The sequence below is a fragment of the Granulicella sp. L56 genome, from assembly GCF_009765835.1.
In the GTDB taxonomy this organism is placed as follows: domain Bacteria; phylum Acidobacteriota; class Terriglobia; order Terriglobales; family Acidobacteriaceae; genus Edaphobacter.
Genome location: NZ_LMUS01000006.1, coordinates 37203 through 54916, shown reverse-complemented (window position 1 = coordinate 54916; position 17714 = coordinate 37203). Strand labels below are relative to the sequence as shown.

12 protein-coding genes and 1 other RNA gene are annotated in these 17714 nt (G+C 50.9%); 6 read left to right on the top strand and 7 right to left on the bottom strand.

What is annotated here, in order from left to right; translation table 11 throughout:
- Window positions 1-28: 28 nt before the first annotated feature.
- From GSQ81_RS08070 to GSQ81_RS08045, 6 genes are all read right to left on the bottom strand, one after another.
- Window positions 29-1684 (bottom strand): alpha-N-arabinofuranosidase, encoded by a 1656-nt coding sequence (locus tag GSQ81_RS08070; RefSeq protein WP_158910276.1) that lies wholly within the window; start codon window positions 1682-1684, stop codon window positions 29-31.
- Window positions 1685-1742: 58 nt separating this feature from the next.
- Window positions 1743-3053: a sugar porter family MFS transporter gene (locus tag GSQ81_RS08065; RefSeq protein ID WP_318523819.1), complete on the bottom strand. Its 1311-nt coding sequence runs from the start codon at window positions 3051-3053 to the stop codon at window positions 1743-1745.
- A gap of 180 nt (window positions 3054-3233) precedes the next feature.
- The gene (locus tag GSQ81_RS08060) at window positions 3234-3998 is read right to left on the bottom strand and encodes an SDR family NAD(P)-dependent oxidoreductase (RefSeq protein ID WP_158910274.1); all 765 of its coding nucleotides are present in this window, start codon (window positions 3996-3998) and stop codon (window positions 3234-3236) included.
- A complete protein-coding gene (locus tag GSQ81_RS08055) occupies window positions 3995-5020 on the bottom strand; it encodes a zinc-binding dehydrogenase (RefSeq protein WP_158910273.1) in 1026 nt (341 codons plus the stop codon). The genes GSQ81_RS08060 and GSQ81_RS08055 overlap by 4 nt, the downstream gene beginning before the upstream one ends.
- A gap of 9 nt (window positions 5021-5029) precedes the next feature.
- Window positions 5030-5800, bottom strand: coding sequence for an SDR family NAD(P)-dependent oxidoreductase (locus tag GSQ81_RS08050; protein WP_158910272.1), 771 nt, complete (start codon window positions 5798-5800; stop codon window positions 5030-5032).
- 25 nt (window positions 5801-5825) lie between these two features.
- Window positions 5826-6752, bottom strand: coding sequence for an MBL fold metallo-hydrolase (locus GSQ81_RS08045; RefSeq protein ID WP_216846401.1), 927 nt, complete (start codon window positions 6750-6752; stop codon window positions 5826-5828).
- A gap of 361 nt (window positions 6753-7113) precedes the next feature.
- On the opposite strand from GSQ81_RS08045, the gene GSQ81_RS08040 reads away from it, so the two are divergent.
- The 3 genes from GSQ81_RS08040 to GSQ81_RS08030 all read left to right on the top strand — a co-directional run bounded on the left by GSQ81_RS08040 (window position 7114) and on the right by GSQ81_RS08030 (window position 12814).
- A complete protein-coding gene (locus tag GSQ81_RS08040; RefSeq protein WP_158910270.1) occupies window positions 7114-10533 on the top strand; it encodes a TonB-dependent receptor in 3420 nt (1139 codons plus the stop codon).
- Between the two features lie 109 nt (window positions 10534-10642).
- The gene (locus tag GSQ81_RS08035; RefSeq protein WP_158910269.1) at window positions 10643-11848 is read left to right on the top strand and encodes a tetratricopeptide repeat protein; all 1206 of its coding nucleotides are present in this window, start codon (window positions 10643-10645) and stop codon (window positions 11846-11848) included.
- A gap of 144 nt (window positions 11849-11992) precedes the next feature.
- Window positions 11993-12814, top strand: a complete 822-nt coding sequence (locus tag GSQ81_RS08030) for a GntR family transcriptional regulator (protein ID WP_158910268.1) — start codon at window positions 11993-11995, stop codon at window positions 12812-12814.
- A 616-nt stretch (window positions 12815-13430) separates the two neighbouring features.
- Here the strand turns inward: GSQ81_RS08030 and ssrA are convergent.
- Window positions 13431-13783, bottom strand: a transfer-messenger RNA (tmRNA) gene (ssrA, locus tag GSQ81_RS08025).
- Window positions 13784-14511: 728 nt separating this feature from the next.
- Here ssrA and GSQ81_RS08015 point away from each other — a divergent pair.
- From GSQ81_RS08015 to GSQ81_RS08005, 3 genes are read left to right on the top strand one after another with little or no spacing between them, the layout of a single operon-like run.
- Window positions 14512-15195 (top strand): response regulator transcription factor, encoded by a 684-nt coding sequence (locus tag GSQ81_RS08015; RefSeq protein ID WP_158910267.1) that lies wholly within the window; start codon window positions 14512-14514, stop codon window positions 15193-15195.
- On the top strand, window positions 15192-16637 hold the full coding sequence (locus tag GSQ81_RS08010; RefSeq protein WP_158910266.1) for a cell wall metabolism sensor histidine kinase WalK: 1446 nt from the start codon (window positions 15192-15194) through the stop codon (window positions 16635-16637). Before GSQ81_RS08015 ends, GSQ81_RS08010 begins: the two co-directional genes overlap by 4 nt.
- 51 nt (window positions 16638-16688) lie before the next feature.
- Entirely contained in the window at window positions 16689-17702 is a 1014-nt protein-coding gene (locus GSQ81_RS08005) for a YncE family protein (protein WP_158910265.1), read from the top strand.
- Window positions 17703-17714 lie beyond the last annotated feature (12 nt).

Below are 17714 nucleotides of genomic sequence, written 5' to 3'. Positions count from 1 at the left end.
TTAATTGCAGGCAAGTGGTTGAAATTGTTTATCCAAGGACCACATCCAACTTGGTAACAGACGCTGCCGGAATACTGACGTTCAATAGTTGATCACTTATCGTTACCGTTAGATTTGCAGGCACTACCGCATTTGGCTGATCGAAGGTATTGTGAGCGTGCATGTCGCTGGCAGCAAGAACGGAACCCGATGCACGAATTACTCTGGCTCCTCTAAGTGCGATCTGGGTTTCGGTTGCCTTCGACAGATCTGGATTAACTATGGTTAGCGTCACAAGCTGTCCTTTTCGAGATGCCGAGCCGTTCAGACCCCAGAAGCGCGCCGATTCGCCATCACGCAGGTATTGCACGTCTGGAGCGGAGAACTCAGTTCGCAGCGCTTGCCCGCCTTGGTGAGCGGCGTACATAGCGAAGATATGGAAGTTTGGTGTCGCGAAAAATCGATCTTCATGCGCCAGAAAAAGCGCGTTTAAGTTGTTGATTAGTTGTGCGCAAGTGGCCATGCTCACCTTCTCAGGGTTTCGATTAAAGGTATCCAGCGTCAGCGCCGTGGCTAGCGCATCGCGCACTGTCACCTGTTGGCCGAAGATGTGAGTAGGGTCAAGCTCCGTCCCTTCGCGATACCACGGACCGTATTCATCGACTACCAGTTTTATGTGATGCTGCGTGTCGTACTGTCCCATGACTGCCCACTGATCGTTAATGATCTGCTCAATGCGGTTGCTCTCGCGCAAGAGCTCATACCAGTCCACTGCATCGAACTGTAAAGCGTCTCCCTTACTTGAAGCCCAATCCTTTGTTCTGCCGCGGCTCAGGTCCGATGCATAGTGATGCACAGACCAGCCGGTGAAATTAGCATTGTGGTAAGCATGGTCGGAATAGATCTGGTCGAAAAAGCGATGTGTCCAATCGATGTCATTGCCATTCGGCCCGGAACCTATCAGTTGCAGATCGATACCATATTTAGGAATCCATGTCGTAAAGCGGCGAAACTCGGATGCATATTCTTCTGGAGTAAAGTTTCCGCCACATCCCCAGCTCTCGTTACCCACACCCCAGTAGCGGACATTGAATGGCTCCGGGAAGCCATCGCTCGCGCGCATCTCCGCCAGGGTTGTACTTCCTGCTGGTGAGTTGCAGTATTCCACCCAATGATCGAAATCAAGCGCGGGAAGGCTTCGCAGGTTTGCCGCAAGATACGGTTGTGCCCCAGACAGCTTACAAAACCGGACAAACTCATTGGTGCCAAATTCGTTGGGTTCGAATATTTGAGGGCCTTTCTCATGAAGCCTGATCGCATCAGGATCTCCCTCCCAGAAATTGGTACGCCGCAGCCGCTTCGAAGCTGGACCGATACCATCTTTCCAATCGTAGCTATCTGCGAAACAACCTCCCGGCCAACGAATGACAGGAACATGGATATGTTTCATCAGGTCCAGTAGCTGGGAACGGATACCATAGCGGTTAGGAATCTTCGATTTCTCTCCGACCCATACGCCGTCGTAAATGACGCCTCCGATGTGTTCTGTGAACTGGCCATAGATATTAGGGGAGATCTCGCCTTTCGGCTCGTCCAGGAGAACTTCAATATGAGCATCAGCGAAGTTTGCCCAGGCCTTCTTTCCGGAAAAAGCAAGTGAAGCGCCTGCCATTGCAGAATTCTTGAGAAACTGTCTTCGTTCCATTTGTAACTCCTGTACTAGTTCAGATATGTATTTTTTGGGCCATTGGCTGTGCGGAGGCTTACTTCGTCTCAAGACGATGTTGCAACTCCTCGAGTGTGAATCCTTTGGTCTCGGGGAAAAACCAGACAACAACAATGAATTGGAGCACCATCATCGAAGAGAAAAAAATGAATGGTGCGGACACGGTATGTACTGCAACAATCGGGAAGAAGTTGGCGAGGGTTGCACACGTAAGCCAATGCGTGAAACTTCCCAGACTCTGGCCCTTAGCTCGCACAGAATTCGGAAAGATTTCGCTGATGTAGACCCAGATCACGGATCCCTGCGATACGGCGAAGAATGCGACAAAGCCTCCAAGTGGCCACAGCAAAAGGTTCTGGTGCTTTCCAGTTAAAAAGAGAGCGCTAATCGTCGTAAGGCATACGAAAGTTCCTACCGATCCGACAATCAAGAGTCTCTTGCGTCCCACTTTATCAATGATGCACATTGCGACAACCGTGAAGACCAGATTCGTTGCACCGATGGCTACCGCTTGTAGATCCCCAGAGACCTTTGTGAAGCCAGCTCTCTGGAAGATGTCATTCAAGTAATAAAGAATAGGGTTGATACCGGAAAACTGATTGAAGAGAGCGATCATTACCGCCAGCGCGACTGGAACACGATAGCGTCGCGAGAATAGAGGCTGATTGCCGGCGCTACGATCCATGGCAAGCGATTCCTCGATCGCTTCGAGCTCGGACGATGCCGCTGCTCCCGCGATCTGGTTGAGAGCTTCCTTTGCCTCTCTTACTCTGCCCTTTTCTACAAGCCAGCGAGGACTCCGCGGAATTCGGAACAGCATGATCAAGAACAGAAATCCAGGTATGGCTGAAACTCCAAGCTTCCATCGCCACTCGGTCGGGCCAAGATTAAAGGTGCCGATCACATAGTTGGAGAAGTACGCGACCAGGATTCCAAAGACAATGTTGAGTTGGAATGAACCAACCATGCGTCCCCGCCATTGTGCAGGCGCGATCTCCGCGATATACATGGGTCCCAAAACGGAAGAGGCTCCAATTGCGATGCCTGCGATAGAACGGAACACGAGGAAGGAAGCCCAGTCCCATGCAAAGGCACATCCAAGGGCGGAGATAATGAAGAGAAGTGCCAGCGCACGCAAGCTGTCCCGACGGCCAAATCGAGTGCCCGCATAACCGCCGCAGGCAGCTCCCACGATCGTCCCCCAGAGCGCGATAGCAACGGTGAAGCCGAGGGACGTTGGCGTTAAAAAAAATTTATCGGTCAGTGCTCCTGTTACACCGGCGATAACCGCTGTATCAAAGCCAAAAAGAAGGCCACCCAAAGATGCGGTCATCGCGCTTTCTACCACCGTTCGATTCAGAGGGACTTTGGACGCGCTCTGAGACGCGGGAACGGCATTAGCTAGGTGCAATGAAAGCCTCGCGAAGCGTAATGGATAACATCGAAACTATAGACTATAGATTGAAATGAGTCAAAATAAGCTAACTTCATGATTGTCAATTGATTAAATGCGTGATTTCGGGCCGTCCTAGAACGTTGCCAGCCAGCCACCGTCCACAAAAATGACCTGTCCAGTAATAAAGGCTGCAGCAGAACTTGCCAGAAAGACAACTGGCCACGCGATATCAACAGGTGTACCCCAGCGACCCAAGGGGCATCGCTCTTTGACCCAGTTATTGAATTTAGAATCCGCAACGAGTTCTTTATTCAGATCGGTATCGATATACCCTGGAGCAATCGCATTCACGAGAATTCCATATTGAGCCCATTCCACCGCTAACGCTTTCGTGAGCTGTCCAACGGCGCCTTTGGATGCTGTGTATGGAGAAGTTCTTGGCCTTGCGGCTGCGGTCATCAGCGAAGCGATATTAATGATTCTGCCGCCCTGACCTTCAGCGATGCGTCTCTTCGCGAATGCTCGGCTAAGTTCGAAGATGGCGGTCGTGTTGAGTGCCATCACATCATTCCAATCTTCGAGTGCGAGATCGGTTGCCGCTCCTCGTCGAGAGATACCGGCTGAATTCACAAGAATATCCGGGGTGCCGACCCTTCCGCACAGATCTTCAAACCAGAATGCGATTTCTCCTGAACGAAGCAGATCGAACGGTTCAACGTGAACTTGCGGGGCGGTTTGCCGCAGCTCTTCCGCCACATGCTGCAGTTCATTGATGTCGCGACCAACCAAAATTAGCTTTAGTCCGGATTCTCCGAAGGCTCGAGCGACACCCAACCCGATGCCTCGCGTCGCACCGGTGACTAAGGCGAGTTTTCCCTCCACTGCAAATGGATTCAAGATACATGCTCCATCGGTCGAATCAGTACTTTACATACTTCTCCGGACTGGAACTGTTTAAACGCGCTAGCGACATCGTGCAAAGGAAACGAATGCGTCACAATTTGATCGAGAGGAAGTCGCATCGCGAGATCAATTGCGGTTTGGAAGTCTTTGCGCTCATAGACCCTGGAGCCGAGCATCTCAATTTCCTTGAAATTGATCGACTGCATATCAATCTCAACCGGCTTCTTAAAGACTCCCAGATTTACGATCACTCCCCGCGAACGAACCAGAGACGTCATCTCCCTGGCAGAGGTGGCAGATCCAGCACATTCAAAGAGAACATCCGCTCCATTTCTTTCTGAGAGTTCCATAATGAGGCTTTTGAGGTCCTTTCCTGCCAGCGCCACGGACAGACCCAGGCTCGCCGCAAGGTCAAGACGAGACGGCAGGATATCGCTGATAATCACATTGGATACGCCTCGCTCTCTTGCTACCAGAGCTGTCAAAAGTCCGATCGGCCCTGCTCCCAGTACTGCTGCAACCTGCACTCCTTGCAAACTTGTGCGCCCAATGCCGTGCACCGCGACTGCAAGCGGTTCGATCAGCGCCCCGATATGTCCAGGCATCTCCTCTGGCAGCTTCATGAGTGACGAGACCGGCAATTTCACGAACTCGGCCATACCTCCGTCCACATCGAAGCCAAAGAGACGAAGCTGGCGGCATACATGAGGATTGCCATGGGTACAGGCATGACAGTGTCCGCAGGAGATGAGAGGGTACGTGGTCACTCGATCGCCGGGCTCAAATGGGCCGGTCGACGATTGAATCTCCACGATTCGGCCTGAAAGTTCGTGACCGATAGTGAGAGGTGCCTTTGCACGCGGATGCGTTCCCGTAACGATCGAAATATCGGAACCGCAAAAGCCGCACGCTTCTACTTGAATCAAGGCTTCTTCATCGCCGATTACAGGCAAAGGCACCTCCTCTGTTTCCAGGCGATCAGGACCCAAATATCGGGCAGCGAGCATCATTTTCATCGAGTCTCCCTACTGCGCGGTGTAGCCGCCATCCATCATGACGACTGCTCCCGTAAAAAAAGTGGCCATATCGCACGCCATATATGTATAGAAGCCGGCGACTTCTTTCGAACTTGCAATGCGGCCGATTGGATGAGCATTACGCAACATATTCCAATAGCCTTCTGGATCACCCGAGGCCTGAGCCGACTGGTGCACAATCGGTGTATCGACGGTTCCGCAGGCGATGGTATTGACTCTAATTCCATGCTTGGCATATTCGATGGCCATCTGACGCGTCATCTGGTGAAGAGCGCCTTTTGAAGGAGCATACGCTCCCTGGGTAGGGATACCAGCCTCTCCTGAGATCGACCCGCTAATTAGAATCAGCCCTCCACCCTGTTGAATCATTACTGGAATTACATGACGAGCAGCCCAGTAGAGACTCTTAACGTTAGAGTTCATAACAGAGTCCCATTCATCTGGTGAATGTAGATGAATCGGTTTCACGACACTGACTGCGGCGTTGCTCACTAGAATGTCCATTCGGCCGAAGTGTTCCAAGGCCGCTTTAGTGTAATCAATTGATGTCTGCTCTTCAGCAACATCGCCGCGTACGATGTGGAGCTTTCCTGGATATAGCCGCACGGCTTCTTCCAGTTCTTGTGGCATCTCCTGTCGGCGAAATACTGCGATGACGCCCGCAGCCCCCGAATCAAGATACGCGCGCGTGACTGCAAGGCCGATGCCGGAAGATGCACCGGTGACGACTGCCACTTTGTTTGCGAGAGATATGTTCATAAACCACCTAATATCCATACTGGGTTCAAAGCTGTTGATCCTGACGAAGCTTGTAAAGCCAGGGTTCGTAATATTTCATAATGAAAAAATCGGCGTTCGAACCTAATAAATCTAGTGCAACTCGCAACATCTCCGGTGAACCGACATTGTTCACCATCATGTCGTAATGGCAGGGAAGTACTACTCGAGGTCGGATTGCCTTAGCAATAGTGGCAGCCTGCATTGGAGATAAGTTATGAAAGCCGCCATTGATACAGATAGCGCAAATCTCGACATCTGTCGGCAGGAGCGACGTAAGCCCTTCCGAGTAGGCCGTATCTCCGCTGTTATAAAAACTTATTCCATTGGAAAACTGGAACAACATGCCGGTGTGGTTAAGGTCGGTCGCATCGGTTGGCAACGCAAATGTTGCTTGTACCGTTACCGAAGAGCCGATGCTGACCATCTCACCCGGATGGATGAGCCGACAGGAGGAGAGCGGTATACCGCACTCCTGATAGACGCGCATTGAATCAAACGGTCCAAGAAAACTGCTAGTTCTCGTTTTCGTCAGCCTTCGAATAGTTTCGGGATCTGCGTGGTCGTCGTGGGAATGAGTCGTAATAAACACGTCGATGTCGAGATCTTCAGGCTCAATAAAGATAGGAAGTTGCCGGTCTAACCGATAGGGAAGTTGAGCAAACTTATCAGCGCAGCTATTTGTCAGGTATAAATCGATTCCAATCAGTGGGCCGGTAGCATCCTTGAGAAGGAAGCCATTCTGTCCCAGGTACCAGATCGCGATTGCATCAGGGGGAACCCTATAGTCTCGGATCGTCTGCATATACTGTTGGCTTCCCATTTTTTGAGGTACAACCAGCTCAATCGCAGCGTCGCGATCGTATGCATTATTTTTTGTGAAGACATAAGGGGGCTCAACAGCTTGGGGATACGCGACCGGGTCTATCTTCAATTCAGGTTCACCCTCAATATGGAGCAGATTATAGATTATAAATGATAAATGCAAGCTCTTATTCTTGAAAGCAATTGGGTCTTCGCATCCGCGAAGTTCCCGAGGCGAATCTGAGTCCTTGAGGCGTTTTACTTCAGGTAGAGACCTGCGGTGACTATGGTAGCGACTACTCCATTTAAAAACTGAGAATAGAGGGGAAGAGGTTGATGTTGCGGTAGATGCGCTAATTTGAAGAAATCTATTGACAATCCCACATCTAAAGATTATAGATTATCGACTAAATATTAGATATCCGGGGCGGAGCTTTCTAATCTCCTCCTCGGAAGATCCAGGTTGTCAAAGATTTGCTTAGGAGAGACTCATGAACTACGCTCGTTTTCGTCTGCTCAGCTTGGTCATGCTGTGCCTGATGTTCCTTCCATTCGCGCAAGCTCAGGACAACGCGACCATAAACGGAACCGTACGAGATTCCACGGGAGCAGTAATTCCAAATGCGGACATTACTCTCACTAATCTAGCCACCGATCAAGCAAGACATGTCACGTCGAACAGTGCAGGAGACTACCGTTTTGCTAATGTGGGCGTTGGCCATCACACGCTCAGCATTTCATCGCCAGGATTTCAGAAATACACCAAGACTGACATTGTTGTGAACGTCGCTCAAACGCTGGAAGAGAACGCCGTCCTTATTGTCGGTAGTCAAGGTCAGACGATAGTAGTTGAAGCGAACGCGTTGCAGCTTCAATCAGAAACCAGTGAACTCAGCAATTTGATCAGCGGCCAGCAGGTTACACAGTTGGCCACCAATGGCCGCAATCTGACAGCACTTGCGACCCTTAGCATGGGCGTCTCAAACAACTTGCCGGATTTCAACACGGTAAATGCTAATACATCTGGTAACGGAATCAGCTTCAATGGAACTCGCGCGAATCACAATGTGTACCTGTTGGATGGCGCAGAGATGAACGATCGCGGATGCGGTGGTTGCTTCGATATACTGCCCTCGCTCGACGCGCTCGCAGAGTTCCAGACTCTCAACAGCAACTACAGCCCCGATTATGGGATTGGCTCGGGTGGAACAATCCTCATGGTCGTTAAGTCCGGAAGCCGAGATTTCCACGGCGGACTGTGGGAGTTCAATCGGAATGAAGCATACGACGCAAATAACTACTTTAGCAATCTCGCAGGCCAGTCACGGCCCGAGCTTCGGTTGAATGAATTCGGAGGTAATATCGGAGGTCCACTGTGGATCCCGCATGTATATAACAACTCTCGTAAGAGAACGTTCTTCTTCGTGAATGAAGAGTGGCGGAGGCTTGTCGTCGGAAGCGCCCCATCGGTTGTGAATACCATCGCATCAAGCAATTTTCCTACGGCTGGACAACCAGTGACATACACTGTTCCATCTAACGGCACTGTCCCACAGGTTCCACTCACTGCCGATCCTGCCAAATTGGCACTCTATCAAGCTGATGGACTGACTCCCGGACAGCCCTTCCTACATAATATAATTCCAGCTAATTTGATCGATCCGAATGCGGTTCTCGAGATGAACGCCGGGACCTTCCCGAAGCCAAATTTTGGAACTGGGCAATATATTTCGTCTATTCCTCAACCGACCAATGTTCACGAAGACGTGGTTCGCATCGACCATGCTATTGACAGCAAGTTACAGCTAATGGGTCGCTATGTACATGATGCGGTCACTCAGACATCGTATCCGCCACAGTGGGGCGATAGTAGTTACCCAACGACTGGCTCGACCATGCTCAATCCAGCATGGATGGCGGCGTTCAAGTTAACTCAAATGTATTCTCCTTCGCTGCTCAACGAAACCGCATTCAATTACAGCGACAATACGGTTACGATCAACCCTCAAGGTGTATCGGCTCAGCCATCCGGATGGACAGGCACAACCTTCTTTCCGCTTGCCAATAACATAGGCAGCCGCATGCCTGAGATCGATCTGGGCGCTCCATACAACACCAACTGGAGTTCAAACTACTTTCCATGGAAGAATTTTTACGCAAGCTATCAGATTCGTGACGATCTATCGTGGACAAAAGGCAAGCACCAATTCAAATTCGGTTTCAGCTATTTGCGAGTTGTTAAAAACCAGCAACTTCAGGCAAACACTCAAGGGACTGCCCACTTCGACTCAAGCGCATATTCCAAAGACTCGTATGTAAACTTCCTGCTCGGAGATGCTGCCAGCTTTACACAACTTCAATATCTGGCAAACAAGCATTGGGTCAATAACAACTATGGCTTCTATGGCAACGACAACTGGCACGTTACGCCCCGTCTAACCCTCAATTTCGGGCTTCGGTTCGACGGGTTGCCGCACGCGTTTGAGCGATTCAACCAGTTCGCGAATTTCGTTCCGACAGACTATAGCGCCGCACAAGGTTATCCCCTCAATCCAGATGGAACCCTCAATCCTAGCTCACTGACATCCTATGGCGGTCAGGCGTTCTATCTCAACGGCATCAGGGAAGCGGGTGTCGATGGGTTCCCCCGTGGAGCGGTTCAGAATAAATACAATACCTGGCAGCCTCGGATAGGCTTCGCCTACGATCTCTCCGGCGATGGAAAGACAGTGTTTCGCGGTGGTATTGGAGTTTTTTATGAGCGCGTACAAGGCAACGATGTATATAACGCGGCTCAGAATCCTCCGTTCGCATACCAACCCTCCGCCACCAACGTTTATTTCTCAAATCCGAATACCAGTGCTTTGAATGGAGTAACAACGACTCAGGCCTTTCCTTCTACCCTTACCAATTTGAAGTACAACTATCCTCCGCCCGGAACCACTACGTTCAGCCTGGGCTTCCAACGACAGCTTGCACAATCTGTTATTGCGGTTCTACAGTATGGAGGCTCTACAGGCTGGGATCAGAACGATGACCGTGGAATAAATACCCTCCCCTTGACCGATCCAAATAATCCAGGCAATCCGTATGGCCTTCGACAGAGTGTTGCTGACGGCTCAGTGAACGCGAACCTCTATCGGATTTACCCTGGCTATAGCTCAATTGTGCAAGAGGAGAACGAAGCTAATTTCAACTATCACTCACTCCAAGCTGGTCTACGCATGGAAAATCGGCATGGACTTACTTTACAACTGGCCTATACCTGGTCTCATGAAATCGATGACGGTAGCGGAGATTTGAACTCACTCTCTAATCCCTTCAATGCCGGCTACGACCGTGGCTCAGGAGGATTAGACCGACGCCACATCTTTAACGCGAGTTATATCTATAGCATTCCATTCTTCACGCATAGTTCCAACATCGTAGAACGCTCGTTCCTTGGAGGTTGGGAATTCTCTGGCATCACGATCGCGCAATCAGGGACCCCGCAGTCTATTTCCTATAACGGTGCCGACACTATTGGTCTGGGTGGCAACACTAGTAATCGCCCTGATCTGCTCGGTAAGGTCTCCTATCCGAAAAAGCGGTCAGCTTGGTTCAACACTAGCGCTTTTGCGAGTCCGGTTGCCCCGTGGAATGGAGGTGCAAACCAAGGGTTCGGCAATGCTGGGAAGGATGCGGTTGTCCTGCCTGGCCGATTTAACTTCAATCTGTCTCTGTTCAAGTCCATTGCATTTACATCATCTGGCGAAGGGCCGAGTCTTCAACTACGAATCGAAACCTTCAACGCTTTCAATCACACGCAATTTAATGGAATCGACTCTGGATCGACGGATTCGAACTTCGGACAGATCACCTCTGCTTATGATCCTCGCGTATTGCAGCTTGGTGCGAAGCTCCATTTCTAACCTCTGACCCGGGCGCGGCAGGTATTCCCTGCCGCGCTATTTCTTTATATCTGTGCCATCAAAAGTTATTGGCCTTTTTCGACAAGCGATAATGTCAATGGAGACGGGTATGAATCGGGTCGAGCACTCAGGAATAGTCCTTGCAATCACATTCGCCATCGCGACTATCTGCTGTCTCGGCCAAACAGCAACGACCGCGAATAATCAGCGCCAAAAGGCAATCATGCTGGAGCAGCAGGGCAACAACACTGAGGCCGAAGCTGCATGGCGGGCTTTCTCGGAGGCTCACCCTGCGAACGCTGAAGCTTATGCCCATTTAGGCTTCCTTGAAGCGCGCCAAGAGCACTACTCCGAAGCTATTTCTCTTTATCGCAAGGTATTGGCGCTCAATCCATCAATGCCTGGTTTGAAGCTCAACTTAGGATTGGCGCTTTTTAAATCCGGCGTACTGAAGCAGGCCATTCAGATTTTCACCCCACTCCTAAAGAGCCAACCTTCCTCCTCGCCCGGAGTGTTGCGTTTGAATGTCCTGATAGGCATGGCCCATTATGGGTTGGGGGAATATGCAGAAGCGGTTCCTTATCTGAAAGAGGCTGCGATACTCGACCCAAAGAGCCTTCAATTGCGCCTGGCTCTGGTGCAAAGTTGCTTGGGTTCCAAGCAATACCAATGCGTTCTCGATACCTATCGTGAGATTTTGATGTTGAACGCAGAGTCTGCTGAGGCTGACATGCTTGCCGGTGAGGCGTTAGACGAAATGAAAGATAGCACAGGAGCGATGCAACAATTCCGAGCTGCCATCAAAGTCAATAGCAAAGAGCCGAATGTACATTTCGGACTTGGCTACCTCTTATGGAAGCTAGACCGATACGAAGAGGCTGGGCGCGAATTCGAAGCGGAACTTGAGAATATTCCCAACCATGTGTTGGCTTTGGCTTATCTCGGAGACGTCAAGATGAAATTACAAGACCCAGATTCAGCCCAGACTATCCTGGAGAAAGTCATCGGCATCGATCCTGGATTGGAATTGGCGCACCTCGATTTGGGCATTCTATATTTTGATGCAAGCCGCCGAGACGATGCTCTTCGGCAACTAGTTGCAGCAGAGAAAATAGACCCTAACGATGTAAGCGTACACTGGCGGCTGGCCCGACTTTATCAAGCTATGGGGAAAAAAGATGAAGCAAAAGCCGAATTCATAAGGACACGCAACCTGCACAAGACTACTGACGAAACCGTTTTCGATAAGCTCCGTAACAATTCAGTTAGTGGCACATCCTTAGAGCCAGCTACAGCTACTTCCGCGGAAAAGTGATCGGTACTCGTAGCTCATCTCGCTGCTAAGTTGGCAGATGAAACAATAATCTACGCATAAATATAGATGTTACCGATCTCACCCAAACAGAGGCATTAATGGGTTTACAGAGTATAGTGTATAGAGTATCTACACCTATAAATTATGGAAAGCAGTTCTGCAAAGCGAAATCCCGGCCAACTTAATATTCCTACCGCCCCCCAGGCGGCCGCTCAAGCCATTCGCGAGGCAATCATCTCTGGTGAGCTAAGCGGAGGCGATCGTATTATCGAGCAAAAATGGGCCGGCCGTCTTGGCATTGGTCAACCAACCTTACGCGAAGCTTTAAATGAGCTGACTCATCAAGGTCTTTTGCGCAAGGTTCCTGCGCGTGGCACCTATGTTGCCCAACTGAGCCCTGAGGATTACAGGCTTATTCAAGAGGTTCGCATTCCTCTTGAGGCGATTGCCATCGGTAAAGCGGCTGAAAATTTCACGCCAACAGCAGATACGGAACTGACCGCACTAGTCACGGCTATGGCAGGCACAGGCATGGAAGCGATCGACGTGAGAAACTTTCATGATTGCGACGTCGCATTTCATCGAAAAATTTGGGAGCTCGCTGGCAATGAGTATCTGCGAGACACTCTCGAAGCAGTCACTTTTCGTTTGTTTGTTTTTTCCGTTGTTGGCAGGTGGCCGGGCAATTCAAAGGCAATCAGTGAACGCGCTGCTGCAGTACGCCAACACCTTGCCATTCTGGAAGGTCTTCGTAGTTGCGACAAACATATTGCTCGTCAAGTGTTTGTTAAGCAAACAGTTGAATACTGGAATGCGCAGTATGGACTTGGTATAAACGAAGATGAACTGACGGTGCTTGGGTGGATGGGGAACCAGCCTATGAAAGAAAAGCCGAGCCATGAGGTAATTGGGAATAAAAAGTCGTCTTCCTCGCCTGTGAGATCCTCTCGGCGCCTGCGCACTTAGAACATGATGAAACATCACCACGACTCTTGTGTGAAATTCTGCTATACCAGTCATGTCATGTGATTCACAGCCTGGATTTCACCAATGCCCTGAAGTTTGAATCGGGCTGTTTGGGGATAAACATTGGCGGCAAGCAGAGATGTGATCCGTGCAATAGCACTGCGCCCGAAGAGCCTTCACCCAGGTATCGATTTCGTGCGGATTCACCTCTTGCTACCGTGCAAGCCATGCTACGGCGCCCAGTACATCTTCAGTTCGAATGCTGCCCAGTCCCTTCGACATCACCACACCCATTAGATCGCTAAATTTCTAGTCGTCCGTATGAGCGTTCAAATCCGCAAGAGCATCCTTGAATTCGCCGTGAACATTTATTGCTGCCAGATCATCGGCGATAAAAATCCTACCAGATACCCCAAGGTGACCTGCTCAGGACGGGAAGCCCGGCGCGCCCACCAGTCGCACTGCCAAACGACCGCCGCCGAATGTCTACACCTTTACCTGTATCGGAACACTCTCGGTCATGGCCACTACATGGGCATGACACCGAATTTTGAGGTCTGAGTCTAGCGAAGAGGTGGGAAACGACAAGCCATATCGTAGATGAAAATAAAGAAGTTGGTGGAGGCGGGGAGAATCGAACTCCCGTCCGAAGAAACTTCCAACAGAGAGCATTCATGCTTTTCCACGTTCATCTTTGTCTCGTCAGTGGCGCTTAGAACGGGCGAAGACGCGACACCGACCAGCCTGATCGATCTCGTCATTGCCGTCCAGACGGAACAGCTTTGACCAGCCTACTGTGCGACGATTGGTATCCGCCCGTAGGCGAAGCGGAAGCAATCGGCTACTTAATTATTAAGCAGCAAGCGCGAATTGAGGTTCGGCACTTATAGTTTTGTGAGCGATTACGGGTGTCCACACCCCGGCATGCCTCTCTGCCACAAGCAACCCCGTCGAAACCATGACGCCCCCACGTGGTGGAGCAGCTTCGAGCGTTGCATAATGCAGCGCTGTCAAAGAACTACTTCCATTATAAGGCCAGCCGATCCTAGACGCATACCTGTGAGGATATAGGCGCATTTGTGTTGCGTCAAAATTGCGCTAACGTTTCGCAGACATATCCCATCACCACCCAGACTTCTGTTAGACGGTGGCGTTCCAACCCAATTTCAACCAAAAATATCAACGTGCTACACTCATTTCCAACAACTTAGAGCTCTTTTTAAAACTACCGACTATTCCATGCAACTCATTGATAATACTAAATTTGTGCCACTAACGACCCAAAGGTTATAGGTTCAAATCCTACCCCGCAATCATAGAATCAATAGGTTACAGACTTAGATCTCTCAAGCAAGTCCCCATTGTCCCAATCGGAAATGTCCCATCCTGACGGTCCTTCTTCTTTGAAGGACTATCAGCATTTAAGTCACCCCTTCGCACCTTAGATTTTCGCCAAATACCAGCCCCACAACCTGACTGTTAGCTTTGGTTCGAGTCTGTGATCGCCCTTCCGTAGACACTCATCGTCGTCTGGATAGAGGTGTGACGCATCAACTCCTGCTGCACCTTCATCCGAACGCCCGTCTTGTCGAGCCGCGAGCGATAAGTGTGGCGGAAGGTACAGGGCCTTGGTCTGTAGTTAAAGAAATTCAGCCAGGGTTAAGCCACGCTTGAGACAATACTCAAAGCCACTGCATATGCGTGTACTCCTGATTGAAGACGAGCAGCGACTTGCTGAAAACATCGTTGCTGCCCTGCGCGAAACGGGACTGGCGGTAGATCATGCTCCTGATGGAGAAGCAGGTTCGCATCTTGCTGAACAAGGTATTCATGATGCCATCGTGCTCGATCTGATGTTGCCCGGGAAGAGCGGCCAGCAGGTTCTCAGGGACCTACGTCGACAAAAACTTCACACTCCAGTCCTTATTCTTACGGCGCAAGAAGGCACAGAGTCCATTATAAGTTTGCTGAATGCGGGGGCCGATGATTATCTCAGCAAGCCATTCGATCTGGGTGAGCTTCTTGCCCGAATCAAGGCCCTCATCCGACGTGCGAAGGGTGTTTCTACTCCGGTACTGACGGTATCGGATGTGGAGTTGAACACCATCCAGCAAACGGTTCGACGGCGCGGTCAATTTCTCGATCTCTCGCCAACGGAGTACCGCATCCTCGAATACCTCATTCACCGGCCTCGCGCAGTTGTTTCCAAGCAAGAGCTGCTGGAACATCTCTATGACTTTGATTGGGAGCATCATTCCAATGTGATCGAAGCGCACGTCTCGAACTTGCGAAGAAAGTTGAACATTGCGGGCACTGAACCGCTAATCGAGACCCTGCGGCATCGCGGATATCGCCTCCGCGAGGAGACCGCTGCGTCATGACAAAATCCATCTCCATCACGCGCAGGCTTACCTGCACCGTTCTCATTTTGGAACTTCTATCTGCAATAGTCCTGATTGGCGCGATCACCATACACGAGCGGCATGTGCAATTAAAGGCCTTCGATTCGTCTCTTGAAGTGAGCGCCGAGTCTCTGATGGGTGCGGTTCAGGATGCAGAGGATAAAGGCGACAACGTTATGCTCAATATGCGCGAAGTGCATCTCGACAGGAAATCCGTCTTTCTTGTCGAGGATGAACGCGGCAGAGTGCTCGGGTCTGCAGGTGAGCTCCCACAGTTGGAGTTATCGTCATCTTGGAAACATGCTTTCCACGATGTGACAATAAAAGGGCGAAGTTATCGGTTCCTCGTTCGGCATGGTCTTCGGGTCGTAGACCCGGATGAGCCGAATGGCGGGACTCCGCACAACATCACGATCGCCTATGGAACTCCAGTCGGCCATGTTTGGCATGAAGTTCTTGAATCGATTCGCTTCTTTGCAATTGCGACGGCTATCCTTCTAAGCGTTACGGCCCTCACTATGGCATGGTCGGTACGGGAAGTATTGTTCCCGGTCACTGAACTTGCGCGCGAAGCAGAGCGGATCAATTCGCATGATTGGCACTTTGAGGCGCCAACAAGCGCAAAAGAAACAGTTGAGCTACGGCCTCTTGTCGCCGCTTTGGAAGCCGCACTCGCACGCCTGCAACGCTCGTTCGAACAGCAGAAGCGATTTACGAATGATGCTGCGCACGAACTGAAGACGGACGCGGCAATCGTCAAATCATCGCTGCAACTGTTATCGATGCGCAAGCGTACGGTAGAAGAGTATAGCCAGGGTTTGGCACTCAGTCTGGAGGACTTTACTCGCCTGGAGATGACGGTACAGAAAATGCTCACTCTGGCACGATTGGAGCAACCACGCGAGATCAAGCGTTCAGGGACCCTACTGGAGTACTGTTCATTGCGAGGTGCCATTGAGGATGCGGTGCATCAAAGCAAGCCTTTAGCCGAACTGAAAGCAATTGAAGTGATCGTCGAATGTGCCGTTGATACGAAAGTACCAATCGATAGCCGCGATGCGCTTCTTCTATGCTCCAATATTTTGCTGAATGCGCTGCAGCATAGCCCTCATGGGAGTGTTGTCCGAATTGCAATGACTACCAACGACGGAGCCATGCTAACGGTTGAGGACCAGGGCGAGGGCGTTTCCGATGAAGATCGCGCACATGTCTTTGAACCCTTTTATCGGGGCGACCCATCACGAAGCAGAAAGAGCGGAGGCACGGGGTTGGGGCTTTCCATCTGCAAGGCGATCTGTGAGCGAGCGAGAGGTTCGATTCAAATCGAGAATAGGACTGAAGGCGGAGCGCTGGTTACCGTGAAGCTTCCAGCGGAGCCTTTGGCGCCTGTTTTCATGCCTTCAGCGCTTCTTAAGGTGTAATAGAGACACTACGGAGACCGGCAGTCATGCCGAATCTCTACAGGAGTTCTTATGCGCCCATATCAAGGAGCAGTCGCAGCGATCCTTCTCTCAGTTGCAGCAGTGTCTGCTGCACAGACCTATCACATTGCCGATCGATGGAAGCTTGGTGGGCAGGGTGGTTGGGACTACCTGCTCAGCGACAATGCAGCACACCGGCTCTATATCGCACACAACTCGCGCGTCGAGGTCGTGGATAGTTCTACCGGCAAGCCTGTAGGCGCGATCACAGGGCTAAAGAGCACACATGGTGTGGCGCTCAACCCCGATGGGAAGACCGGCTATATCAGTGATGGCGCTGGAAATGTCATCGTTGTCTTCAATCGCGCAGACCTCGCTATCCAAGCTAAAATTCCTGCTGGCACAAATCCTGACGGCATCACATTTGAGCCAGTGACGAAGACCGTTTGGGCATTCAATGGTCGCAGCAAAGACGTGACGGTGTTGGACACCCCTTCCAATGCTGTCATCGCCACTGTAGCGCTGCCCGGCAAGCCGGAATTCGCTCAGACAGATGGACATGGAAACGTGTTTGACAATATTGAGGACAAGAATGAAATTGTAAAGCTGGATGCTGCAAGTCATGCGATTGTGGCCACATGGCCATTGCAGGATTGCGAGTCTCCCTCCGGCATGGCAATCGACCGCACTACGCATCTGCTCTTTTCCGTGTGCGATGGAGGTAAGATGGCCATCGTCGATTACACCACGGGCAAGCAACTGGGAACGGCCGCAATTGGCGACTCGCCCGATGCCGCTGGCTTTGATGCAAAGCATGATTTAGCCTTCTCTTCCAATGGCGATGGCACACTCACCATCGTGAATGCTGCGAAGCCTGGATTTCCGGTTCTACAGACATTAAAGACGGCCAAAGGTGCCCGAACCATGGCAATCGACGGTTCCACGGGGCGTGTCTACCTGGTGACGGCGCAGTTTGGGGCCGCTCCGCAGGCAACAGAAGACCATCCGCATCCTCGCCCGAGCATAGTCCCGGATACTTTTGAGATCATCGTAGTGGAACGGTAGCCGTTAGCCAGG